Origin of the sequence: Methylocystis sp. B8, assembly GCF_005771425.1 — a bacterium.
In the GTDB taxonomy this organism is placed as follows: Bacteria; Pseudomonadota; Alphaproteobacteria; order Rhizobiales; family Beijerinckiaceae; genus Methylocystis.
In genome coordinates this window covers 1-21,616 of record NZ_VBTZ01000015.1, presented here as the reverse complement: position 1 = coordinate 21,616, position 21,616 = coordinate 1, and the positions used below count along the sequence as shown (strand labels likewise).

General features: G+C 59.1%; 25 protein-coding genes and 1 pseudogene. 14 read left to right on the top strand and 12 right to left on the bottom strand.

The window, feature by feature from the left end; translation table 11 throughout:
* The 10 genes and pseudogenes from nifH to FEV16_RS16325 all read left to right on the top strand — a co-directional run.
* Positions 1-123: pseudogene (nifH, locus tag FEV16_RS17350) on the top strand (nitrogenase reductase); the annotation flags it as partial.
* A 60-nt stretch (positions 124-183) separates the two neighbouring features.
* On the top strand, positions 184-879 hold the full coding sequence (locus FEV16_RS16365) for a nitrogen fixation protein NifQ (RefSeq protein WP_246657391.1): 696 nt from the start codon (positions 184-186) through the stop codon (positions 877-879).
* Positions 880-1,036: 157 nt separating this feature from the next.
* Entirely contained in the window at positions 1,037-1,357 is a 321-nt protein-coding gene (locus FEV16_RS16360) for an iron-sulfur cluster assembly accessory protein (RefSeq protein ID WP_138168674.1), read from the top strand.
* Between the two features lie 140 nt (positions 1,358-1,497).
* Positions 1,498-2,685 (top strand): homocitrate synthase, encoded by a 1,188-nt coding sequence (gene nifV, locus FEV16_RS16355; RefSeq protein ID WP_171015275.1) that lies wholly within the window; start codon positions 1,498-1,500, stop codon positions 2,683-2,685.
* Positions 2,686-2,692: 7 nt separating this feature from the next.
* Positions 2,693-3,481 carry a serine O-acetyltransferase gene (gene cysE, locus FEV16_RS16350; protein ID WP_138168672.1) on the top strand — a complete coding sequence of 263 codons (789 nt, stop codon included), beginning with the start codon at positions 2,693-2,695 and terminating at the stop codon, positions 3,479-3,481.
* 11 nt (positions 3,482-3,492) lie between these two features.
* Positions 3,493-3,822, top strand: coding sequence for a nitrogenase stabilizing/protective protein NifW (gene nifW / locus FEV16_RS16345; RefSeq protein ID WP_138168671.1), 330 nt, complete (start codon positions 3,493-3,495; stop codon positions 3,820-3,822).
* 27 nt (positions 3,823-3,849) lie between these two features.
* Positions 3,850-4,692 (top strand): electron transfer flavoprotein subunit beta/FixA family protein, encoded by an 843-nt coding sequence (locus FEV16_RS16340; protein WP_138168669.1) that lies wholly within the window; start codon positions 3,850-3,852, stop codon positions 4,690-4,692.
* 21 nt (positions 4,693-4,713) lie between these two features.
* Positions 4,714-5,817 (top strand): electron transfer flavoprotein subunit alpha/FixB family protein, encoded by a 1,104-nt coding sequence (locus tag FEV16_RS16335; RefSeq protein WP_138168668.1) that lies wholly within the window; start codon positions 4,714-4,716, stop codon positions 5,815-5,817.
* 11 nt (positions 5,818-5,828) lie between these two features.
* On the top strand, positions 5,829-7,136 hold the full coding sequence (locus FEV16_RS16330) for an FAD-dependent oxidoreductase (RefSeq protein WP_138168667.1): 1,308 nt from the start codon (positions 5,829-5,831) through the stop codon (positions 7,134-7,136).
* A 31-nt stretch (positions 7,137-7,167) separates the two neighbouring features.
* Complete coding sequence (locus FEV16_RS16325) at positions 7,168-7,464, top strand: ferredoxin family protein (RefSeq protein ID WP_138168666.1); 297 nt, start codon at positions 7,168-7,170, stop codon at positions 7,462-7,464.
* A 45-nt stretch (positions 7,465-7,509) separates the two neighbouring features.
* On the opposite strand, the gene FEV16_RS16320 is transcribed toward FEV16_RS16325, so the two are convergent.
* The 4 genes from FEV16_RS16320 to FEV16_RS16305 all read right to left on the bottom strand — a co-directional run bounded on the left by FEV16_RS16320 (position 7,510) and on the right by FEV16_RS16305 (position 9,681).
* A complete protein-coding gene (locus FEV16_RS16320; RefSeq protein WP_138168665.1) occupies positions 7,510-7,947 on the bottom strand; it encodes a group II truncated hemoglobin in 438 nt (145 codons plus the stop codon).
* A 58-nt stretch (positions 7,948-8,005) separates the two neighbouring features.
* Positions 8,006-8,872 (bottom strand): xanthine dehydrogenase, encoded by an 867-nt coding sequence (locus FEV16_RS16315; protein WP_138168664.1) that lies wholly within the window; start codon positions 8,870-8,872, stop codon positions 8,006-8,008.
* A gap of 43 nt (positions 8,873-8,915) precedes the next feature.
* A complete protein-coding gene (locus FEV16_RS16310; RefSeq protein WP_138168662.1) occupies positions 8,916-9,230 on the bottom strand; it encodes a hypothetical protein in 315 nt (104 codons plus the stop codon).
* Positions 9,231-9,348: 118 nt separating this feature from the next.
* Positions 9,349-9,681: a Rieske 2Fe-2S domain-containing protein gene (locus FEV16_RS16305; RefSeq protein WP_138168661.1), complete on the bottom strand. Its 333-nt coding sequence runs from the start codon at positions 9,679-9,681 to the stop codon at positions 9,349-9,351.
* 106 nt (positions 9,682-9,787) lie between these two features.
* Here FEV16_RS16305 and FEV16_RS16300 point away from each other — a divergent pair, with 106 nt between their 5' ends.
* On the top strand, positions 9,788-10,030 hold the full coding sequence (locus FEV16_RS16300; protein WP_138168660.1) for a hypothetical protein: 243 nt from the start codon (positions 9,788-9,790) through the stop codon (positions 10,028-10,030).
* The gene (locus FEV16_RS16295) at positions 10,027-10,245 is read left to right on the top strand and encodes a type II toxin-antitoxin system HicB family antitoxin (protein WP_138168659.1); all 219 of its coding nucleotides are present in this window, start codon (positions 10,027-10,029) and stop codon (positions 10,243-10,245) included. Before FEV16_RS16300 ends, FEV16_RS16295 begins: the two co-directional genes overlap by 4 nt.
* A gap of 488 nt (positions 10,246-10,733) precedes the next feature.
* On the opposite strand, the gene FEV16_RS16285 is transcribed toward FEV16_RS16295, so the two are convergent.
* The 4 genes from FEV16_RS16285 to FEV16_RS16265 all read right to left on the bottom strand — a co-directional run bounded on the left by FEV16_RS16285 (position 10,734) and on the right by FEV16_RS16265 (position 14,503).
* A complete protein-coding gene (locus FEV16_RS16285) occupies positions 10,734-12,395 on the bottom strand; it encodes a SagB/ThcOx family dehydrogenase (RefSeq protein WP_138168657.1) in 1,662 nt (553 codons plus the stop codon).
* Positions 12,396-12,607: 212 nt separating this feature from the next.
* Positions 12,608-12,811: a hypothetical protein gene (locus FEV16_RS16280; RefSeq protein WP_138168656.1), complete on the bottom strand. Its 204-nt coding sequence runs from the start codon at positions 12,809-12,811 to the stop codon at positions 12,608-12,610.
* Between the two features lie 29 nt (positions 12,812-12,840).
* Positions 12,841-13,806 carry a PDR/VanB family oxidoreductase gene (locus tag FEV16_RS16275; protein ID WP_138168655.1) on the bottom strand — a complete coding sequence of 322 codons (966 nt, stop codon included), beginning with the start codon at positions 13,804-13,806 and terminating at the stop codon, positions 12,841-12,843.
* Between the two features lie 232 nt (positions 13,807-14,038).
* Entirely contained in the window at positions 14,039-14,503 is a 465-nt protein-coding gene (locus tag FEV16_RS16265) for a J domain-containing protein (RefSeq protein ID WP_138168654.1), read from the bottom strand.
* 203 nt (positions 14,504-14,706) lie between these two features.
* Between FEV16_RS16265 and FEV16_RS16260 the strand changes: the two genes are divergently transcribed.
* A complete protein-coding gene (locus tag FEV16_RS16260; protein ID WP_171015274.1) occupies positions 14,707-15,348 on the top strand; it encodes a hypothetical protein in 642 nt (213 codons plus the stop codon).
* 81 nt (positions 15,349-15,429) lie between these two features.
* The gene (locus FEV16_RS16255; RefSeq protein WP_138168652.1) at positions 15,430-15,834 is read left to right on the top strand and encodes a hypothetical protein; all 405 of its coding nucleotides are present in this window, start codon (positions 15,430-15,432) and stop codon (positions 15,832-15,834) included.
* A gap of 74 nt (positions 15,835-15,908) precedes the next feature.
* Here FEV16_RS16255 and FEV16_RS16250 read toward each other — a convergent pair whose 3' ends face one another.
* The 4 genes from FEV16_RS16250 to sufC form a co-directional block, all read right to left on the bottom strand.
* On the bottom strand, positions 15,909-17,996 hold the full coding sequence (locus tag FEV16_RS16250; RefSeq protein ID WP_138168651.1) for a thioredoxin domain-containing protein: 2,088 nt from the start codon (positions 17,994-17,996) through the stop codon (positions 15,909-15,911).
* 141 nt (positions 17,997-18,137) lie between these two features.
* Positions 18,138-19,376: a cysteine desulfurase gene (locus FEV16_RS16245; RefSeq protein ID WP_138168650.1), complete on the bottom strand. Its 1,239-nt coding sequence runs from the start codon at positions 19,374-19,376 to the stop codon at positions 18,138-18,140.
* Complete coding sequence (gene sufD / locus FEV16_RS16240; RefSeq protein ID WP_138168649.1) at positions 19,376-20,662, bottom strand: Fe-S cluster assembly protein SufD; 1,287 nt, start codon at positions 20,660-20,662, stop codon at positions 19,376-19,378. The genes FEV16_RS16245 and sufD overlap by 1 nt, the downstream gene beginning before the upstream one ends.
* 3 nt (positions 20,663-20,665) lie before the next feature.
* Positions 20,666-21,418 (bottom strand): Fe-S cluster assembly ATPase SufC, encoded by a 753-nt coding sequence (gene sufC / locus FEV16_RS16235; protein ID WP_138168648.1) that lies wholly within the window; start codon positions 21,416-21,418, stop codon positions 20,666-20,668.
* Between the last annotated feature and the right edge of the window lie 198 nt (positions 21,419-21,616).

Here is a 21,616-nt window from a genome sequence, read left to right as displayed (position 1 = left end):
ATTATCCCGACGCCGATCACCATGGACGAGCTCGAAGACATGCTCATGGAGCACGGCATCATGAAGGCGGTCGACGAAAGCCAGATCGGCAAAACCGCCGCCGAACTCACCGCTATCGCTTAAACATAAGAAGTGCGCCGGCCTTCTCAACAGAAGGCCGGCGTCTGCAATCTGGATCGTGCCGTGAACCTACGCGTGATCCCAACTGCTCAAAGTTATGGAACTCCCTTCGACGTCGAAGGGCTGAAGGCGATTTGCCGGCCGACCGACGTTTATCGGCGTTTGATGGGCGCCGACCCTGAAACAGCATGCATCGACTCTGACGAGGACTTCGATCGACACGTAATTGCCTGCATCGTCTCGGTAGCCGCATCAGAACCTGGCGCATTGACCGAACGTCTCGGCTTGACGCTAGAAGATCTGGAGGCGCTGCGCGCCAACTATTTCGGCGATTGTGATCTTGAATTGCAGGACGATGATGGCGCCGCCAACGCGGCCGGCGTCGAGGAATCGCAACTGGTTCGAGATATTCTTCTGGAGCACCTTTCGTCGCAGGATCAACAAGGGCGGTTGCTTGCGGCGATGATCGCGCGACGAGCGCTCGAGCCAAACCATCTTTGGGAAGATCTCGGCCTGCGAAATCGGGGCGAACTGACTCGACTGATGGAGAGGCGCTTTGCTTCGCTCGCGGCGCGCAATGACAAGAATATGCGTTGGAAGCGCTTTATCTACCGCTTGATGTGCGAAAATGACGGCTTTGTCATGTGCGCGACGCCGGTTTGCACGAATTGCGCCGATTACTTGACCTGCTTCGGCGAAGAGACAGGGACTAGCCGCTTGAGCTCAGGCTTGTCGCAAGGAGACCCGCCGAGCGTTTGATATCTAACCTTGCTCGGGCCGAGCTCTGTAAACTTTCGAACAAAGCTCCAAAAAATTGCTTGTCACACAGGGTCGTCGTCTCGGCCTTCGTCAGGTCATAGCAATGGCATGTGGCTTGCTTAACTCAGCCTAACGATTCGATCGCAAAGGCTGCAAAATGATCGTCCTCTCCGAAGCCGCCGTCGCCGCCGTCAAAGACGCGATGGTGAAGGCCGGCCAGCGCGATGGCGGACTCAGAATTCTCGTGAAGGAAGGCGGATGCGCCGGCTACCAATATGTCGTCGACCTCGACGCGGAGCAGCGCACTGACGATATCGTGATCGAAGCGGGCGGCGTCCGCGTCCTGATCGATCCGGCGTCGAGCCCGCGTCTGCAAGGCATGACGCTTGGCTACAAGCGTGGTCTGGAAGGCGAAGGGTTCACCTTCGAAAACCCGAACGCCTCATCGACTTGCGGCTGCCAGAAGTCGTTCAACTGACCGAAGGGTCAGGCGAGAACCGGATTCGAATGTGGCGCGCCGATTTGAACGGCGACGACCATCGAAGAAATTGAGAACCCAAACTGCGTACGCGCACCACGGCAGGGAAGCGTCTTCGACGCCTGAATGTCACGATGTCCATGTCACCACGCATATCGACGATAGAGCATTCGCTCCACCGGACGCGCGTCGAAAAGGTCGTGTTGAACGACACGACGCTACGTGACGGCGAGCAAGCGCCCGGCGTCGCGTTCACGGGCGCCGAAAAGGCTGATATCGCGAGAGCGCTGGCGAAGGCGGGTGTGACGGAACTCGAGGCGGGAACGCCTGCAATGGGTCCTGAAGAAGTCGCCGCGATCCGATCAATTGTTGAAGCGCAGTTGCCGCTGCGCGCCATAGCATGGTGCCGGATGCGGCGAGAAGACGTGGACGCCGCGATCGCTAGCGGCGTTTCCATGGTCAATCTGTCGGTGCCGGCGTCAGACCGGCAGATCGCGGTCAAATTGCATGGCGATCGTGCCCGGGCGAAAGAGCTGACAGCGCAGGTCGTCGATTATGCGCGCAGCCGTGGATTGGACGTGGCGGTGGGCGGCGAGGACTCTTCCCGAGCCGATCCTGAATTCTTAGTCGAACTCATGGCTGTCGCTCGCGCAGCTGGCGCGCGGCGCTTCCGCGTCGCCGACACTCTTAGCGTGCTCGATCCTTTCTCGACTCACGACCTGGTTTCGAGCCTGCGTCGTGAGACCGATATGGAAATCGAAATCCACTGTCACGACGATCTCGGCCTTGCCACAGCGAACACGCTTGCCGCCGTCAAGGCCGGAGCGACGCACGCTTCGGTCACCGTCATTGGCCTTGGCGAACGCGCCGGCAATGCGCCGCTCGAGGAAGTCGCCGTGGCGGCGGCCCAGCTTTATGGCATTGAAACCGGCGTCGTGCTGACAGAGTTGCAGCCCGTGGCGGCGCTTGTTGCGGCGGCGGCCGGCCGGCCGATCCCGGTCAACAAATCAATCGTCGGCGACCACGCCTTCACGCATGAGTCGGGCATCCACGTCGACGGTCTGATAAAAGATCGACGCACCTATGAATCGCTTGATCCCGGTCTGCTTGGGCGAGCGCACAGCATTGTGATCGGAAAACATTCGGGCTCGGCGGCGGTCGCCGCAATGCTGGATGTTCTACGGCTCCCCTTCAGCTCTGGAGAGATCGCGAGGATTGTCGCGCGGGTGCGCTCGCATGCCCTTGATCGCAAGGAGCCGGTCAGCAACGAAGTTCTTAAGGACATCTGGCGCGACGTTCGGCGGCAATCGGAAATAAGGGTCTCGTGAGGCGAAGATGTCGGAAGCCATCCACGCAGCGCACGCCACGAGCGGCACGGTCATTGAAAATCCCGCTCCTCCCCTTTGGCGACTAATTTGCGAAGATGTCGCCTGTGTCGCGACGCGTGACCCCGCGGCCCGCGGTAAGTTGGAAACTCTCCTGACCTACCCGGGCGTTCACGCCATTATCTGGCACAGACTCGCGAACTGGCTGTGGCTGCATGATCGACGTTTTCTAGCCCGGTTGGTCTCATGGTTTTGTCGCTTCTTGACCAATATCGACATTCATCCGGGCGCGACGATCGGTAGGCGTTTCTTCATCGACCATGGCGCCGGAGTGGTCATCGGCGAGACGGCGATCGTCGGAAGTGACGTGACAATCTACCATGGCGTGACGCTTGGCGGCGTTTCCTGGTCTCCAGGCCGGCGTCACCCCACGCTCGAGGACGGCGTTATTATAGGCGCTGGAGCAAAGATACTAGGTCCCATCACTATCGGCAGTAATGCGCGCATCGGAGCGAATTCGGTCGTTATCGAAAGCGTCACGCGTGACGCGACAGTCGTCGGCATTCCGGCGAAGACAGTGCATCGCGATGCCGTGCGGCATACATTCGGCGGCCGCATCAACCTCAATCACCATCAGATCCCAGACCCGGTTGGCGAAGCCTTCGCTGCGCTCGTTGATCGCGTCGAATTTCTGGAGGCGCGGCTTTCCAATCTGCAGACGAAGGTAAAAGAACGCGCTCAAACTGGAGCGCCTCGCAATGACCGCACGGGCCCGTCTGAGCCCCCGCGCATCATCTAAAGGAGAAGGATATGGCCTCCGTTCCGAGCATCATCGAACAGCTCCAGAAATCGTCCTCCGCCGAGGACTTCTTCAGTCTGCTCAAGGTCGACTACGACCCGAAGGTGGTTAATGTCGCACGCCTCCACATTCTGAGACGTATGGGGGAATATCTCTTCAAGGAAGACTTCTCAACCTTCACAGAGGATGAAGCCACCCTTCGCTGCAAGACGTTCCTCGAGCAGGCTTATACAGACTTCATCAAATCGTCGCCTATCGACGAGCGTCTGTTCAAGGTCCACAAGGACGCTGTGAAGCCCGCCGCGGGGCCGACGCTCGTACAGCTTGGCGTCTCAAAGTGAATAGCGCCGCCAGCGAGGGATAAGTCGATGCACATCGTCGTTTGTATGAAGCAAGTGCCCGATTCGGCGCAGATCCGTGTTCATCCCGTGACGAACACCATCATGCGTCAGGGGGTGCCGACAATCATAAACCCTTACGATCTCTTCGCGATAGAAGAGGCTTTGCGGCTTCGCGACACGTTCGGCGGGGAAGTGACGGTTTTGACGATGGGCCCTCCATCGGCAGAGGACAGTCTGCGCAAGGCTCTTTCATTTGGCGTTGATCGAGCGGTGCTCTTGACTGACCGTTTCTTCGCCGGCGCCGACACGCTCGCGACGACCTATGCGCTTGCGACGGCATTGAGAAAAATCGGCGCTGAATTTGGACCGCCTGACATTGTCTTCACCGGGAAGCAGACGATTGATGGCGATACGGCGCAAGTTGGTCCGGGCGTCGCCAAGCGGCTGGGCCTCATACAGCTGACTTATGTTTCGCGAATAAATTCGGTTGATACCGACAAACGCCTGATCGAGGTTGAGCGTCGTGCGGAAGGCGGCGTGCAGCAGCTGCAGAGCCGATTGCCTTGCCTGATCACAATCCTCGAAGGCGTCAATGAGATTCGCGTTGGCTCCCTAATGGACGCGCTGAAGGCCGCGCGCGCGACGCTCATCAAATGGAGCGCGCAGGATGCGGGGGTCGAGGACATCACCAAATGCGGATTGCGCGGGTCGCCCACGATCGTCAAGAAGGTCTTTGCGCCGCAACCGCGCGCGCAGAAGGCAGAGCTCATCGAATTGGGCGACAATCCCGGCGATGCGCTTATCGACGCGCTGTTTCAACGACAACCCAAATTGGAAGGCGAGCTGGAAAAGCTCGCGCGCGGTTATTGACGATCGCAGGCGGAGAAAGAGATGAGTGACGCAACAAAAGCCCCTGCGGCAAGCGGCCGCGCAGCGACAAAAAAAGCGCTGCCGGAGCACCTCAAGAGCTACAAGCATGTCTGGGTTTTCGTCGAGCAGGAACGTGGCCAAGCCCATCCCGTCTCATGGGAGCTGTTGGGAGCGGGACGCGTGCTCGCCGACAAGCTTGGCGTGGATTTGGCGGCCGTCGTCGTCGGCGCCAAAAATGAGCAAACGCAAAATGTGGTTCACGAAGCCTTCTGCTATGGAGCGGATCTCGCCTATCTCGTCGCGGACGATTTGCTGAAAGACTATCGTAACGAGAGCTATACGAAGGCGCTGACCGACCTCGTCAACGCCTACAAGCCTGAAATACTGCTCCTCGGCGCGACAACGCTGGGCCGGGATCTCGCGGGCTCGGTTGCGACGACCCTGTTGACCGGTCTTACCGCCGACTGCACGGAACTTGACGTCGACGCAGAAGGGTCGCTTGCCGCCACTCGGCCAACTTTTGGCGGGTCGCTGCTCTGCACGATCTTCACGCTGAACTATCGTCCACAAATGGCGACGGTGCGGCCACGAGTCATGCCGATGCCGGAGCGCGTTGAAAAGCTGGTCGGCCGCGTAATCGAACATCCGCTCGGCCTCGTCGAAGACGATATTGTTACAAAGGTTCTCGCCTTTCTGCCGGATCGCGAGTCGTCGAAATCCAATCTCGCCTTTGCCGATGTCGTGGTCGCGGGCGGCCTCGGCTTGGGCTCTCCGGAAAACTTCCAGCTTATACGCCAACTTGCGAGCGTCCTTGGCGCCGAATATGGCTGCTCGCGTCCCCTGGTGCAGAAGGGCTGGGTGAGTTCGGACCGCCAGATCGGCCAGACCGGAAAGACCATCCGGCCAAAGCTTTATATCGCTGCGGGGATTTCTGGCGCGATCCAGCACCGCGTGGGCGTCGAAGGCGCGGATTACATTCTTGCGATCAACACCGACAAGAATGCGCCGATCTTCGACTTCGCGCATCTTGGCGTCATTAGCGACGCGGTACGGCTTTTGCCTTCTCTTACGGAAGCGTTCTCCAAGCGTCTGTCGCCGCATCAACGCGACCGCCTGGCGAGCTGACGGAGCGAATCATGATCGAGGAAAGGTTTGACGCGATCGTGGTCGGCGCGGGAATGGCCGGAAATGCGGCGGCGCTGACCCTGGCGCAGCGCGGCCTCAAAGTGCTTCAGTTGGAGCGCGGCGAATATTCCGGCTCAAAAAACGTGCAGGGCGCCATCCTCTACGCGGATATGCTGGAGAAGCTTATTCCAGACTTTCGTGAAGACGCGCCGCTCGAACGCCATCTGATCGAGCAGCGGTTCTGGATGATGGACGACAATTCCCATACCGGGCTGCACTATCGCTCCGACGACTTCAATGAGGAGAAACCGAACCGCTACACGATCATACGGGCTCAATTCGACAAGTGGTTTTCGAAAAAAGTCCAGGAAGCAGGAGCTGTCGTCTTGTGCGAGACGACGGTCACTGAACTGCTCCAAGACGCGCGCGGCAAGGTCATCGGCGTCAGAACGGATCGGAAGAACGGAAAGGTCGGCGCAGATGTCGTCGTACTCGCCGAAGGCGTTAGTGGGCTGCTCGGCACACGTGCAGGACTAAGATCACGACCTGATCCGAACAAGGTCGCGCTCGCTGTGAAGGAGATGCATTTCCTGCCTCAGGAGACGCTCGAAGCGCGCTTTAATCTAAAGGGCGACGAAGGCGCGGTGATTGAGGCGGTGGGAACAATCTCCGAAGGCATGACGGGGATGGGCTTCATCTACACCAACAGGGAATCGATCTCGCTTGGCATTGGCTGCCTCGTCTCCGACTTCGAGCGGACCGGACAGACGCCCTACGGCCTACTTGAGAAGTTCAAATCGCATCCTTCCGTGCGCGCCCTGATCGAAGGGTCGGAGGTGAAGGAATATGCCGCGCATCTCATTCCAGAGGGCGGCTATAAGGCGATTCCGCAGCTCTTTGGCGATGGGTGGGTCGTGGTCGGAGACGCAGCGCAGCTGAACAACGCCGTGCATCGTGAAGGCTCGAATCTCGCAATGACGTCAGGCCGGTTGGCCGCTGAGGCGATCTTCCAGATCAAATCGCGGCGCGATCCGATGACAAAAGAGAATCTCGCGCTCTATCGGAAGATGCTCGAGGATTCGTTCGTGATGAAGGATCTCAAAAAATATCGTGATATGCCGGATTTGTTGCATATTCGCGCGCAGAACTTCTTCCTCACCTACCCACAATTGGTGTCCAAGGCGATGAAAGATTTCGTACGCGTCGACGGCGTTACCAAAGCCGAGAAGGAGAAGGCGACGCTGCGCTCCTTCCTTGCAGCAAGATCTCTCAAGGGGATCATCGGCGACGCCTTCAACTTCGCGCGTGCATGGCGGTGAGAGAGAGGCAGGACAATCGAAGGAGACGAAAATGGCGACGCAGGCAGCAACCCGAGTCGAAGACAAGCTCTATCTCAATCGTTATCTCGTCGACGCCGGTCGCGCACACATAAAGGTGCGGCCGCACACCACGCCATCGCCGCAGTTGCTCTCACTGCTGAAGCTGTGCCCCGCGCGCTGCTATGAGATGAACTCGGCGGGACAGGTCGAGATCGCGACCGATGGCTGCGTCGAGTGCGGCACATGCCGCGTCGTCGCCGAGCCGACTGGCGATATTGAGTGGAATTATCCTCGCGGCGGCTACGGGGTGCTGTTCAAATTCGGCTGATCGGAGTTCCGCTCGCGATGAGCGCGTAAGAGATTCAGGAAGCTTTCAACGCCGTTCCACCACAGTAGGCTGATGTCTCTTGTCATGCGGATTCTGCGGGTCGTTTCTCATCCAATCGGCGAGCTTGGCCAAGTCTTCGCCAATGGCTCTACGTGAAGCCTCATCTTTGATCGCCTCGTCTAGTGCGGCGTTCATGCATAATAGCCAAGCGTCCCGCTCTTCGGGCCCTATGCGCAAATGACCGTGGCGCATACGCAGCCGAGGATGACCTTTTTCGGCCGAATAGTTCTTGGGGCCGCCAAGCCACTCGGCAAGATAAGTCTTCAGAACTAAACGAGTAGGCTCCAGATCCACGGCGTGCATCGCCCGGATCTTTCGCGCCTCCGGAAAAGTATCCATGTTCCGGTAGAAGGCCTCGACGAGCTGATGAACGGTCTCATGGCCGCCGATCCTTTCGAACATCGTTGTCGCACTATCGAGCATTACGCTTTTTCGCTCCTATCGACATTCGGCTGAGGCGGCGACAACGCTGAACCAACATTCAATGGACAGCCATGGTCATCGGGACTTTTGGACCAGGGACAAAGGAGGTGAGTATCGCCTTTAGCGCCGCCTCCGCGATTGCGCGCCCTCTATCGTCCGTCCCAGTCCAACTCGCGGAGCTTCCTCGCGGATCAATTTCAACGATCTTCACGCCATCTGGGATGAAGACGCCATCGCGCGCCACCCCACGGAGCCGTCCATCCATGGGCGCTGGAACCGGCAGTCCGTCGAGGCGACCGATTATATAGCCCTTGAAAATGCGCGCTCCGATATCGAGCGGCGTCCGCCACAGGCCCGTGCGCGCGGCATAAATGAAGCGCTCACGACCTATGCCGCCAAGAAGGCGAGGAACGCCATCGGCTGGCCGTGTGGTTCCTCTTTCAAGAAGTTCGCCCGTTTGCGTCGGATGCGTCTCGATCGCGACATCGCAGTTGAGGCCGGCGGTGAAATTCGGGCCGAGCCCGATCGAAAGCTTTGTCACCTTACGCAAGATCGGCGTGACGCGATCCTTCTGCATGCGCGCGTCTATCAATATTTCTGGCATGCGCAGCGGGATGACGTCGGAGAGTTGCAGCATGGTGACGGCGACGTCGGCGCTGTTTGCGAGGGCTTCGCCGATCTCAAGGATGGTGGTCGCCCGCCGGGCGCCCACGCCGTCAATTTCGATCCGATCGTCGAATAGCGCGTCATAGAAGGCCATGCCGCGTCGGATGACCGGGGGATAGGGGTCGTGACTCAGCACCACCCGATATCCCACGCGATTCAGGCGCACAGCTATGGCGGAGGCAATCTCATTGGTCCCTAAAATCATCACCAGGGGCGCACTTCGCCCCGAGAGGAAATCAATGAATGAAGACCCCGACATTGGCCCCTCCGTGCCGAGATTGCGCTAGCAAAAGGCGGGCCGTTTAAAGGTCCACATAGACGAATTTGGTCGCCTTTAGCCCGGGATAATTCTCTCGCAGCGCTTTTGCGATTTTGGCGACGAAGCCTTTGTCAGCGGCCGCGGATGGGCCAACGAAATCACTTCCCTGCATCCAGGTCTCGAAATAGCAGTGCAACGTCTCGTCATATTCCGCATCCGTCGGATGGAGCGACTTGTCAGCAAGCTCAGCGACGCCAGCGCGGCTCACCTCCAAACGCCAGTCTCTATCGTCCTCAACCGTGGAGAGAAGGTCCGCCAGATCGGCATCACTCCAATCGCCATTCAAATCGATCGACATCGTGCTTCCTCCGCCGTCCTTTCCCAAGCAACGACCGCGCGGCGCTTTGAAGGATAGCGCATCCGCTGTGTGCTCATATTCGCCAATCGCTTTCTAGGAGCGATGCATCCCGGCTTGTTCATGGCGCGGCGAAGATCGGCGCAATCCCCTCGGCATCGATGTAGACGACGCCCGTATCGATCTTCACAGGGTATTCCGCGAGCGGCGTCGCATGTGGATGCGAAGCTACGCCAGTATGCATGCTCCAAGACCAGCGATGAATCGGACAAACGAGCTCAACCCCGTCAAATTCTGCGTCCGTGAGAGGCGTGTTGGTATGGGGGCAAACACCCTGAAAGGCCTTGATAACGCCATTCTCGGGCCAAGCCAGAACGACGAGCTGAGCGCCAGCGACGACGATGCGCATGTCGCCTTCGGCCAGTGCTTCCTCTTTGCACACCCGTTCAAACATGCTTGGCCTTCGTCTCGAATACAGGCGCCGCGTGGCTACGAACTTGCATGTACGTGAGAAAATTTGTCGCAAGATCGGCGCCGTCCGAGTTGTCGGGACCTAGATCATGCATAACAAGCGCCTGGCCGCTTTCCGCACAAATCCGGGTGGCGATTGGACGCCTGCGGATTTCGAGATCACCGCTTCGCAATATGCGATGAAGTTCAGGAAGGCCACGGGAACGCACGTCGTCTTCACGCATCCGTCTACCTCGCATTGTGTCGCGATCCCATTGAAGGCGAAGCCAAGAGGCGTCCACGTAAAGGCTTTTCTCCAGATGATCGACAGCATGGAGGAACTTGAGTCATGACCGCGGCGGCGGAATATCCAAGCGCGATTGAAAAACTGCCTCAAGAGGAAGGCGGCTATTACGTCGTAAGGTTTCCCAATATCCCCGGCTGTCTGGGCGTCGGCGACACCGGCGAGGAGGCGCAGGCTGACGCTCGGGAGGCGCTCGCCGCCTGTCTCGACGCATTGAAGGCGATCGATCGTCCGCCGCCGCCTCCATCAGCCCGCGCAACGTGACGCAACCGCCGTCCGCGCTCGCAGCGCCGCTCGATGAGCCTGGCTGCGTCGATCCGGCCCCAGCAAAGCGGATCGCGAAGGGTTTTCGCTTGCTGGTCTTACGTTGTTATCATCATGAATGCGCGCCCCCATCCTTCGCATGCATTGAGCAGCGGATATTCCGAACGCCGGAGCGCTCGAGCCGTCACGGACTCCATTTCGGCCTCGCCTTTCGGCCCGAAGTCATGAGCTGGCTGATTGAGAGATTAGGGCGTCCATCGACGACCGATCAGAATCGGCCGTATCGCAATCCGCAATGGCCAACGGTTGCATGGCGCTCCGTTGGTCGCAATTGGCCTGAGGCCGTTTCTACGACAGAATGGTTTGCAGAAGTGATGTTCTTCTCCCAGGCGCATGCCGACTCTTTCGGCGAAAGATGGAGCAAGCGCTTGGCCGGCGAATTGGACGAGTAGGTCTCACGGGGACATCGCAGAAGGCGCTCTCAATTCTTATTCGCGCATAATTCGCCTTTCGTCGGCATAGGCCGGCAGCGTGAGTAGCCGCGGATCGTCGACGGCGCGGCCGACCGTGAAATGATAGAGGTCCTGGAAGTCATATTGGTCGCGCGGCAGGCCGAGCAGCGCGTGAACTTCATCATCGAAAAAGCATCCGATTCCGGTTCCTTCGAAGCCAGCAGCGGTCGCCCAAAGGTAGAGCGCTTGCCCGATAAGCCCCGCCTCCCAATGCAAACGGCGGTATGCGAATCCGCCCTCCGCAGCGAGAGTCCGGCCGAAATCAGCGATCATGGCGACCGCAAAGCAACCCTTTCCGGCGATGGGCTGCAGACATGACATCTTGGTCGCCTCCTTCTCCACCGTTCCAGCGCGGAGACGATAAAGCAGCGCTCCCTCAAGATCGACGGGAGCAGCATCTGCGCCAAGAGGCGCAGCGGCGCGCAATCGTCTCCCAAGCTCTTCATCGCGCTCAAAGAGGTAAAGCCCGGGCTCGACTGCCTCCACTCTATGTACGAAAAGCAGAAGCGCTATTCCGGCAGGCCAAGTTGAGGCGGACAGCAGCGGTTCCGATCCCGGAAGCGCCGCGAACAGCATGCTGCGGAAAACCTCGAGCGGCAAAGTCGCTGCGCCATCCATGCGCTGCGCGCTGCGGCGCCGCCTCACGACATCCCCGATTGGCGCCGATGTAACCATGGTCTTCGGGCGATAGCTCGGAATTCCTGCGAGCGGCAGAGTTCCATGTTTGACGCATTGCCGCGGCGCGCGATCGACGATGGGCCAAATGTCGTGGTCTTCGCTCAGACGATTGGCCGCGCCAAACCATTGGCGAGGCGCTGTGACGATTGCGTCCATATTCTCGGGAAGCTTCTCAGCTTCGGTCGCGATCCAGATCAGAAGATCAGGATGTTCGGTTTCGCGGCGGTGGAACGCATCAGGTCGGTCAAGACCGACGAGCGCCGCAATCTCCTCGTCAGAAGGCGAGGTGAGAAGCGTCGCCCGCCAGCCGAGCGCCGCCGCCGCCTGCGCAGCGGCGCCAACAGCATGACCTGCGTCGAGCTGACAGTAGCGATAGGCGCGTTCCCCATATTTCCAGCTTTCGCGCCAAGAGATGGAAGTGAGCGCGAGAAGAAACCCGCCCGGGGGAAGCGCCTGCGCCGAAGCGTATCGTGCGCGTTCCTCGAGCGCGTGCTCCTCCGGCGCATAATGATAAAGCGCCGTCGTCGCACTCAGGCCATCGATCGCGCCAACCACTGCATAAGCCTCGGTAGGATGCAGATTCCCTGACGAGGGATTGTTGCGCAGCGCCCACGTCGAGCCTTCGAAACTTTTCCAGGCGCTGATCCCGAAGGCGAGCTCGAAAAAGAGACCGAGCGCAGCGCGATCTAGAATCGCGGGCGTGGGCGCGGGTCCGGGAAAAAGCGGAGTCGACTCAAGATCTCGCAGCGGTAAGTTAATTCGCTGAGCGCCCGGAAAGCGCCGATAGGGACAGGGCTGTGACGTCCAGTCGAGAAAGGCTGGCCCGAGCGCATAACGCGTCGGCGCGTGCTTCGTGCGTCGATGATAGCCGTGAATGTCCTGCGGCAGCGCGTCGGTCAGGTCTGGCTCTGAACGCGTGAGCGCCTCCGCGGCATCGATATCGAATTCACTCTGAGCCATTGCGCTCTCCCGGGGTCGCGCGCGCCATCCGTTCATGGACGCAGCGAAACCCGCTGCGACTGCATGCAAGACAAAGGAATGACGTAGCTGCGGGCCGAGGTCTCTTTACAGGTTATGGCGCCGCAAATGTTATTTTCTCTACACGCTAAATCTGGGCGCTGTGGTGACGACTTAAGATGCGCCGCCTGAGCGCCCGACAGATGATCAGTTGATCACTGCCAATACTTCGGGCTTCCGGCGTCGTCCGCGGTCAACACGCTGACCTTGTCCTTGATCGAGAGCCACAGGTCGCGTTCCCCTTGCCTTCCGCCGGCCTCGAAGCTTTCCGCCATCTGTGTGGCGAAACCGACTGCTTCGTCGCCATATTGCTCAGCGATAATCCAGGCGGCTTGCCATAACTGCTCTTGCATCGTCATTGGGATTTTCATCCGAGAGTCAGCCGCAATCACAAATCCAAGACGATCTGTCCGCTTTTGCCACGTGAAACGCATGCGAGGAAATATCCCTCGGCGCGCAACTCAGGCGATAGGCGTTTGTCACGATGATCGATCTCGCCTTCGAGCGCTTTGACTTTGCAAGTGCCGCAAAGGCCCTGCTCGCAAGACGTCGGAATCTTCACTCCCTTTTCCTCAAGGAAGGCCGTAACGGTCTTGTCTCCAGGGATTTCATAGACCGCGCCCGTGCTCGCAATCTTCACCTCAAACACCGTATCGAGCACCGGAGCCGCCAATTTGGCTGTGAAGCGCTCAATGTGGATGCGCTCTTCGCTCCATCCTTTCTGCTTCGCCACGTTGACGATCGGATCCATCCACCAGTCCGCGCCGCAGATGAAAAGCTGCGTGTCGTCCGGTTGATCCGTCAGCGCCGCGGCGGCGTCGAGGAGCCGATTCTCCTGGCTCGCCTCAAAATAGTAATTCGTGTCGTCAGCAAAGTTCGACGCCGATATCAGCGCTTGAAACGCGTCTGGCGACATGAGCGCATAAACGTAATGCAATTCGAAAGGAATGCTGCGCGCCTTGAGATGATCGGCGATGCTTAGGATCGGCGTCACTCCAATGCCGCGGGCAAGTAGAATCGCGCGCTTCGTGTTCTTTGGCACGCGGAAACGGTTCCTCGGCAGGCTGATCGTCAGCTTGTCGCCGACATTGACGGCCTCGTGCAGCGCCACGGAGCCGCCCCGACTATTGGCGTCCTTCCAGACGCCGATTACGTAGCGGTTGCGCTCCGAGGAGCTGTTGCAAAGCGAGTATTGGCGCACAAAGCCGCCCGGGATTGTCACATCGACATGCGCACCGGGAGAAAATGCCGGCAAATCGCCGCCTTCAGCGTCAACGAGTTCAAATGACATCATATTGTGGGATTCGACGATTTTCTTCGCCACAATGACCGAGTGCGCTGCCTCGTCTGTCATGTCCATCCTCCGACGCCAAAAAGCATGCCCTTGCAAGAATGCAAATTGCAGACCGGGCGCCGAGCTGCGGACCGGAAAAGCTGACTCAGCAGATTTCACGTATTTTCCAAGGAAATTAAATATCCAGGCATAGCGAAATCATGGCGGCGCGCCGCGGCGGCCTCCGGCGATTTGTCAAATTTCAGTAAGGCTGAGACGAAGATTTGGAACCTTTTGCCCTTTTAGAGCTCGCTCAGGGGCTCTCAAAAAGCTCCAGCAGCACGTCGCGCGCTTCCACAATGCGACGGTAAGTTTCGTCGCTGCCGCCCCCGTCTGGATGCGCGGTTTTGGCCAATTTGCGGAAGGCGGCGCTGATCTCTGATCGCGTGAGCGTCCCTTCCATCGGCAGGCTCAGCGTCTCGCGATGTTCCTCACTATTGTCTCCAATCTCCATCTTAAGGAGAAAGGCGCGGCGTTTTTCTCGCGCCGCGATGCGCAAAGTGACCTGATCCTCCCGCCATCTCCGGCGAGACATCACGAGGCATTCGCCAAAGGCGATACAGCCTTCCGCTTCGAGCTCGTCAAGACTGAACGGACCGACAATTGCATAAGGCGGCGCAAGGAAAGCGCTTCGGTCGACGTCAATCCGGCCGATTGTCACCGTATCCAGAATGCCCATCGAGCCATTCCAGATGACCCATTCCTCGCTGTGATTCATGCCGCTGCTTTCGCCGATAAGCTTAGCCCTGCTCCGTTGTCTTCACGTCCAAGATGACGACGGAAACGTCGCTGGCGCCTCCATGCATGTTCAAAGCCAGATATCGCGCACGGGGCGCTCCGTAGACCGCCGTGGTCAACGCTCGGCGAAACAGTTGCCTATGCGCCAGCGCGATACGTTAATTCTTTACGGGAAACCCAAGCATGAATGCGCTTACCGAAGGATCGATCAAAGAGCGTGAGTCTGTCCCTGCGTCTCTGAAGCGGTTCATTTGGGACATTCAGTCCATCATCGAGCTGGCGGAAAGCGAGAGGGAAATACTCGTTATCGGCCACGACCTCATGGCGCGCCTTGTCGCGCGCGACGATTGGCTTCCCGCAGTCTTCGCTGCCCCGGGCGCGATCGGCGGCGTTCAGTTTCAGCTCTATAGCGACGCGCTGGAACGCTTTTCCGTCGTCGCTACGGTCTTGTCGGCCGGCCAAGGGCTGTTGATTGATCAGCCGCTCCTTTGGGAGATCGCCGGCGTGCTGCGTGGAGGCGTCTTTCTGCGCACTCACGACGCTTCGGCCAATCCCACTGCGGCGCCAACTGATCAGGGGCGTGTGCTGCGCGCGGGAGACGTCAACACGCGGAGATCACGAACCAGCGAGGCTGTGGCGCTCTCCAACGCTTTGCCAGATCAGATATCAATTTGCATTCATGTCTATGGCGGCGACGTCGCCCGGCTGAGTCGGCGCATCTTGACGGCGGACGCATGTAGCGAGGGACTGCCGTTCGGCTACGCCAATGACGAGAACGCGCCTGCTTACGACATTCTGTCCATTCAGACCAAAATTCTTGATTGAAGCAGAGCCAAAGCGGCAGATGCTTGATAGTTGCTTCGTAATGCAATCGGCGTCTCGCCGTATCAAACGTAGGAGTAGGAAATGGCTCGCTCGCTGATGGCCTATCTCAACCGCAAGAACATTCCAGAACGAAAACCGCTTCAGCAGGCGATCGACGCGCTCAAACTTTCCCTGAAGCTTGATGACGGCTATGCGCCTTTCGAAACGTCTGGATATTTGCCTTGCACCTTGGATGGTGAAGACGCGGGGTTCGATCTGCGATTCAAAGAGGTCGCGACCGATGTTTCGAGCGCGCGCGAACTTGGCGACCGTGACGTTGCTTTGTCTTTGAAATGGGGCGGCGATCCGAGGGAAGAGGCCGCAGCGCTTATTTTTTGTGCAGCTCTCGCCAGAAATTTCGATGCTGTCATAGAGCAGAGCGAAGCAGGAGAGCGACTGTCCTTCGAGCAGCTCGTCGCGAGGGCCAAGAACCTGACAGTCGAGTGAAATACGGCTGTCGATCAACTGAAGTTTCGTCAGCCGTCACTTTTTGCTGAATATGTTTTTCGTTGCGCCTCTCCTCATAGAGTTACGGCCTCGTCCAGCTCATCAAGAATCGAAAGAAGCCCTTGTTCGTCCCAGACCGGCGGAAAGCAGGTTTCGTCGGCGCATACAAAGGCGGCGGCGTCTCGATGTCCAAGGGACTCCAAACGAGCGGCGTCAATCATCGCCGTTGCCTCCGTACTCTCCTGATCCACGACGATACGATCATAGGATGAAACGCGCAGCGCCGTCTCGTACAAATCTTCTCGCTTTGGGCCGATGATCACGATCGTTTTTGCGTTGAGCCGCGTGTCCAGCGCATTGAGGCTGGCGAGGTGTCCAAAAAAGTTAGCGCGAATGGCCGGTCCGAGGCGTGAGAACATCGCATCAGCTCGGCGTAACCATTGCGCATCGCTGGTTTGGGCGGCGAGCCGGATCAGAGCCGATAGATATACCGGGTGCGCGTTTGGGATTGCATCATCAGCGCTCGGCGAGAGCTGCACGATCACATCTTCTGCATCCTTGGCGGCCATGCGCAAAAGTCCCGTCTTCGAGTCGAGGTGATAGGCTTCAAGCGCTTCCGCCCATGCGATGGCGTCGCCAAGATAGTCTCTGCTCGACAATGCGGCCGCGCGCCAGTTACGCGCTTCATGCAGCGCGAGCGCTGCGCCGATCATCGACGCGTGGTCAAGCGCCAGACCCGGGCTTACTAAAACATCCGCGCGCCAGCTATGCGCCAGGCGCCGACGACCCTCTTCGTCGGTGAATTGCATGGTCCGGACGATGAAATCATAGGCGCGCGCCGCAGTCTCGATCCACCCCGGCTCATCAAAGATCGTCGCTGATCTCGCAAGGGCCGCAATCATCAGCCCGTTCCAATCCGCCAAAATCTTGTCGTCACTGCCAGGATGCGTGCGCATCTCGCGCGAACGCCACAATTTCATACGCAACTCGGTCAGCCGACTTTCGTCTTCCGGCTCGGCATGCGGCGCGGAGAGACGATTGAGGATCGTCACCATTTCCCCCCGCGACTCGTCATGCCAATTGCCTGTGGGCGTCGCATCATAGAATTTGCCAAAGAACCGCGCGTCTTCTTCGCCAAGGCAGGCGACGAGTTCGTCGAACGTCCAGACATAGAAACGTCCCTCGGCGCCTTCGCTGTCCGCGTCGAGACTTGCGCAGAAGGCGCCGCAGGAATGAAGCATTTCGCGTCGAAGCCACTCGATGGTCTCGACCGCTCTCCGTCGAAAGAGATCGCCGGATGATTGCGAATGGCGCAAGGCCAAAAGTTCGAGAATCTGCGCATTGTCGTACAGCATCTTTTCAAAATGCGGCGCCAGCCAGCGCGCATCAGTCGAATAGCGCGCGTAGCCGCCGCCAAGATGATCGTAAATTCCGCCAAGCGACATCTTTGTCAGGGTCAGCTCAACAAGATCGCGAAAAAGGGAGAGCTTGCTTCTGGCGCCGGCTCGCCAGAGGAACTCCAGCACCTGGGTATTTGGAAATTTCGGCGCGCCGCTTAGTCCGCCGTCTATCGGATCAAACGCCTTAGCGACCCGTGATGCGAGGTCGACCATTTCAGCCGGCGTGAGTTCAAAGGAGCCGGCGCCTGTTTCCTCCTTTGCGGATTGCGCCAGCCTCTGCCGGACGGCCTCTGCATTATGCGCAATCGCGTCCGGCTTGGCGTGGAAGGCTTCCGCAACCTGCTTCAAGACGCTGACAAAGGCGGGTCGCCCATATTGATCGGATTTTGGAAAATAGGTGCCGCCCCAAAACGGCTCTCCGTCTGGAGTCAGGAACATTGTTAAGGGCCATCCGCCTCTTTGTCCCAGAGCCTGCAGCGCAGTCATATACAGATGATCTATGTCCGGCCTCTCCTCTCGATCGACTTTGATATTCACGAAGAGTTCGTTCATCACTGCAGCTGTTTCGGCATCCTCGAAACTTTCATGCGCCATGACATGGCACCAATGGCAGGCCGCATATCCAATGGAGAGAAGAATGGGCTTTCGCTGTGCGCGAGCGTCGCGCAACGCCTCCGCGCTCCAAATCCGCCAATGGACGGGATTATCGGCGTGCTGCAGCAGGTAGGGACTGGCGGCTCGATGAAGCTCGTTGCTTGACATATTTTGTCAGCTCGATCAGCGCGGGCCTACGATCCAATGTCGCCGGCATGAACGCGAAAACGCACAAAGCCGAGAGCGCATTCTTCGAATTTGCCATCAATCGTCGAAGCGCTCGCTAACGTGTTTGTGCGGTTTTTCTTTTTAAGAGACCAATGCTTGCGCCTTGACCAAGGCCTCGGCGAGCCGGTCTATTTCCTCACGGGTATTATAGAGCGCGAAGGAGGCGCGGCAGGTCGAGGTGACGCCGAAGTGGGTCAGGAGCGGCATGGCGCAATGGGTGCCGGCGCGCACGGCGACGCCGCTGCGGTCTATGATGGTGGCGATGTCGTGAGCATGCGCCGCCGCCATGTCGAAGGAAACAATTGGTCCCTTGTTCGGCGCCCGGCCAAAAATACGCAGGCCTTCAATCTCCGACAGCCGCTCGGTGGCGTAGGCAGTGAGTTCGGCTTCGTAGGCGCTGATCGCTTTACGGCCAATACTGGCCATATAGTCCAGCGCGGCGCCAAGTCCCACCGCCTGGGCGATCGGCGGCGTGCCGGCCTCGAAGCGATGCGGCGGCGTATTATAGGTCACGGACTCCTGCGTGACGATTTCGATCATTTCGCCGCCGCCAGCATAAGGCGGCAGATTCTCGAGCCACTTGCGCTTGCCATAAAGCGCGCCAATGCCGGTGGGGCCGTAAAGCTTGTGACCAGTGACAATATAAAAGTCCACATCGAGCGCCTGCACGTCGACGTCGAGATGGACCGCCCCTTGCGAGCCGTCGACGCAGAGCGGGACGCCGTGCGCGTGCGCGATGCGCGCGATGTCGGCGATCGGAACCGGCGCGCCGAGCACATTCGACATATGGGTGAGCGAAACAATCTTGGTTTTCGGCGTGAAGAGCTTTTCGAATGACGTAAGATCAATGACGCCGTTCTCGTCGGGCTTGACCCATTTGATTACCGCGCCCTTGCGCTCGCGCAAGAAGTGCCAGGGCACGATGTTGGAGTGATGCTCCATCAGCGACAGGATGATTTCGTCGCCTTCGCCGATATGGGCGAGTCCGAAAGAGGCTGCGACCAGGTTCAGCGCCTCTGTCGCGCCGCGCGTGAAAATGATCTCTTCGACGCTTTCAGCATTAAGGAAACGCCGCACGCTTTCGCGTGCGCCCTCATATCCTTCCGTTGCGGCATTGGCGAGATAATGCAGCCCGCGATGCACATTGGCGTATTCGTGCTCGTAGAAATGCGTTAGGCGCTCGATGACAGAGCGGGGCTTTTGCGCCGACGCCGCGTTATCGAGATAAGCGAGCGGCTTGCCGTAGGGCTTCTCCGCCAGGATGGGGAAATCTGCGCGGATCTTTGCAACATCATAAGGCAAGCGAACAGGCGCGTTCATCACGCGGTTCTCCCCGACATCCATTTCGTGACGCGCTCGGAGACGAAGTTGCGCAGCGCCTCATTCTCCAGCCCATCGAACGCCTCAATGGCGAAGCCCTCGATCAGCAAGGACTCCGCCTCCTTGCGCGGAATGCCTCGCGCCGTAAGATAGAAGAGTTGGTCCTTATCGAGCCGACCGCAAGTCGCGCCATGTCCGCATTGCACGTCGTCGGCGAAGATTTCGAGCTCAGGCTTATTATTCATCGTCGCGCTGTCGGAGATCAGCACGGTTTTCGATTGCATGACGCCATCGGTTTTCTGCGCGCCAGGACGGACGATGATCTTTCCCTGAAAGACGCCGACGCTCGTATCATCGAGAATATTGCGAAAGCGTTCGCGGCTTTCGCCGTTGGGCTTCGCGTGGTCAACGATAAGCGTCGTGTCAGCGTGACTGCGACCGCGGGCCAGCGTAGCGCCATTGAAGGCGACTCGGGCGCGTTCGCCATCTAGACGCGCAAAAATCTGCCGCCGCAGCAGGCCGGCGCCTTCGATCAGCGAATAAGCCGAGAGAGTTGCGCGTTCATCGAGGTGCGCGACGAGGCTCATGACGCGAACCAGCGCCTCGCTTTGTCCCGTCGCATGGGAGAAGAGATTAAGCGACGCGCCCTGCGCGAGCCGGACGATCAGCGCCTGATTGTCTTGAATGGACGCCGCCGAAAGGGCGCCGGCCGTCTCAATCACGGTCGCGCGCGCGTCTTTGCCCATGATGACAAGCGAACGCGTGAAGCTCGACTGCGCCTCATCCGACGACGTAATGCTGGCAAGCTCAATCGGCTGCTCGACGGTCACTCCGCCGCCGACACGCAGGATCACGCCATCCTGCATCAATGCGGCGTTAAGCGAGAGCAGCGCATCGTCCGTCTGCACGTCAGCGCTCGCAATAAGCGCCATGACTCCAGGCGTCCCCTGCGCGAGCGCATCGCGTACCGACTGAACCTTTACGCCTTCGGGAAGCGCCGAAAGATTCGAAAGGTCTGGACGGAATATTCCGTCGAGCACAACCAGCCGAATCGAGTCGTGGGTGCGCGCGGTCTCAACGCCGGCGCGGCCAATGGCAAGCGGCGCGGGCTTGCTCATCGCCGCCTTGATGTCCGTGTAGTGCCACGACTCGACGCGGCGGTTCGGCAGGCCCTTGGAGGAGAAAGCGTCCCAGGCCGCGGAGCGCAGGCCAGTCGCGCCTTTGGTCTTCATCTCCTCATAGAATGAAGAGAACGCCGCCTCTGCTTCGCTCGCCAGCTTGACCATCGCCTACGCCGCCTCTTCCGCGAGGTATTCCTGATAGCCGTGCTTTTCGAGCTCCAGCGCGAGCTCCGGCCCGCCAGAGCGCTGGATGCGGCCCTTGGCCATCACATGCACCGTGTCGGGTTTGATGTAATCGAGCAATCGCTGGTAATGGGTAATGACGAGGAAGGCGCGATCAGGCGAACGCAAGGAGTTTACGCCCTCGGAGACGACGCGCAGGGCGTCAATGTCGAGCCCGGAGTCGGTCTCATCCAGAATGCCCAGTTTGGGCTGCAGCAGCGCCATCTGCAGAATGTCCATCCGCTTCTTTTCGCCGCCGGAGAAACCGGAATTAAGCGGCCGACGCAGCATCTCCTGGCTGACGCCGAGTTGCGCGGAGGCGTCTTTGACGCGCTTCATGAAATCCGGCGTCGCCAGCTCTTCTTCGCCGCGGGCGCGACGCTGAGCGTTCATCGCCGCCTTGAGAAAGGTCATCGTCGCGACCCCGGGAATTTCTACCGGATATTGGAACGCGAGAAAGACGCCCTTCGCCGCGCGCTCATGCGGCTCAAGAGCGAGGATGTTCTCGCCGTCGAGCAGGACTTCGCCCTCCGTGATGTCATAGCCTTCTCGGCCGGAGATAACGTAAGACAGCGTCGACTTGCCGGTGCCGTTCGGCCCCATGATCGCCGCGACTTCGCCGGCCTTAACGCTCAATGTCAGGCCCTGCAAGATTTTGCGGTCGCCGACCGAAACATGAAGATTCTTGATTTGCAGCATGGTCAAATCCCGGTGGTTTCGATCGTCATCTGTCGTGACGGAGATGCAGCATGGGCAGTCCGCTACCCCACGCTTCCTTCGAGCGAGATGGAGATCAGCTTCTGCGCCTCGACCGCGAACTCCATCGGCAGTTGCTGCAGCACGTCGCGCACGAAGCCGTTGACGATCAGCGCCGTCGCCTCTTCCTCAGAGAGCCCG

Excerpts from the sequence above, each read along its gene's own strand:
- FEV16_RS16360 (WP_138168674.1), top strand. The coding sequence starts at position 1,037 with ATGATCGTCCTCTCCGAAGCCGCCGTCGCCGCCGTCAAAGACGCGATG.
- nifV (WP_171015275.1), top strand. The coding sequence starts at position 1,498 with ATGTCACCACGCATATCGACGATAGAGCATTCGCTCCACCGGACGCGC.
- cysE (WP_138168672.1), top strand. The coding sequence starts at position 2,693 with ATGTCGGAAGCCATCCACGCAGCGCACGCCACGAGCGGCACGGTCATT.
- nifW (WP_138168671.1), top strand. The coding sequence starts at position 3,493 with ATGGCCTCCGTTCCGAGCATCATCGAACAGCTCCAGAAATCGTCCTCC.
- FEV16_RS16340 (WP_138168669.1), top strand. The coding sequence starts at position 3,850 with ATGCACATCGTCGTTTGTATGAAGCAAGTGCCCGATTCGGCGCAGATC.
- FEV16_RS16335 (WP_138168668.1), top strand. The coding sequence starts at position 4,714 with ATGAGTGACGCAACAAAAGCCCCTGCGGCAAGCGGCCGCGCAGCGACA.
- FEV16_RS16330 (WP_138168667.1), top strand. The coding sequence starts at position 5,829 with ATGATCGAGGAAAGGTTTGACGCGATCGTGGTCGGCGCGGGAATGGCC.
- FEV16_RS16325 (WP_138168666.1), top strand. The coding sequence starts at position 7,168 with ATGGCGACGCAGGCAGCAACCCGAGTCGAAGACAAGCTCTATCTCAAT.
- FEV16_RS16320 (WP_138168665.1), bottom strand. The coding sequence starts at position 7,947 with ATGCTCGATAGTGCGACAACGATGTTCGAAAGGATCGGCGGCCATGAG.
- FEV16_RS16315 (WP_138168664.1), bottom strand. The coding sequence starts at position 8,872 with ATGTCGGGGTCTTCATTCATTGATTTCCTCTCGGGGCGAAGTGCGCCC.
- FEV16_RS16310 (WP_138168662.1), bottom strand. The coding sequence starts at position 9,230 with ATGTCGATCGATTTGAATGGCGATTGGAGTGATGCCGATCTGGCGGAC.
- FEV16_RS16305 (WP_138168661.1), bottom strand. The coding sequence starts at position 9,681 with ATGTTTGAACGGGTGTGCAAAGAGGAAGCACTGGCCGAAGGCGACATG.
- FEV16_RS16300 (WP_138168660.1), top strand. The coding sequence starts at position 9,788 with ATGCATAACAAGCGCCTGGCCGCTTTCCGCACAAATCCGGGTGGCGAT.
- FEV16_RS16295 (WP_138168659.1), top strand. The coding sequence starts at position 10,027 with ATGACCGCGGCGGCGGAATATCCAAGCGCGATTGAAAAACTGCCTCAA.
- FEV16_RS16285 (WP_138168657.1), bottom strand. The coding sequence starts at position 12,395 with ATGGCTCAGAGTGAATTCGATATCGATGCCGCGGAGGCGCTCACGCGT.
- FEV16_RS16280 (WP_138168656.1), bottom strand. The coding sequence starts at position 12,811 with ATGACGATGCAAGAGCAGTTATGGCAAGCCGCCTGGATTATCGCTGAG.
- FEV16_RS16275 (WP_138168655.1), bottom strand. The coding sequence starts at position 13,806 with ATGACAGACGAGGCAGCGCACTCGGTCATTGTGGCGAAGAAAATCGTC.
- FEV16_RS16265 (WP_138168654.1), bottom strand. The coding sequence starts at position 14,503 with ATGAATCACAGCGAGGAATGGGTCATCTGGAATGGCTCGATGGGCATT.
- FEV16_RS16260 (WP_171015274.1), top strand. The coding sequence starts at position 14,707 with ATGAATGCGCTTACCGAAGGATCGATCAAAGAGCGTGAGTCTGTCCCT.
- FEV16_RS16255 (WP_138168652.1), top strand. The coding sequence starts at position 15,430 with ATGGCTCGCTCGCTGATGGCCTATCTCAACCGCAAGAACATTCCAGAA.
- FEV16_RS16250 (WP_138168651.1), bottom strand. The coding sequence starts at position 17,996 with ATGTCAAGCAACGAGCTTCATCGAGCCGCCAGTCCCTACCTGCTGCAG.
- FEV16_RS16245 (WP_138168650.1), bottom strand. The coding sequence starts at position 19,376 with ATGAACGCGCCTGTTCGCTTGCCTTATGATGTTGCAAAGATCCGCGCA.
- sufD (WP_138168649.1), bottom strand. The coding sequence starts at position 20,662 with ATGGTCAAGCTGGCGAGCGAAGCAGAGGCGGCGTTCTCTTCATTCTAT.
- sufC (WP_138168648.1), bottom strand. The coding sequence starts at position 21,418 with ATGCTGCAAATCAAGAATCTTCATGTTTCGGTCGGCGACCGCAAAATC.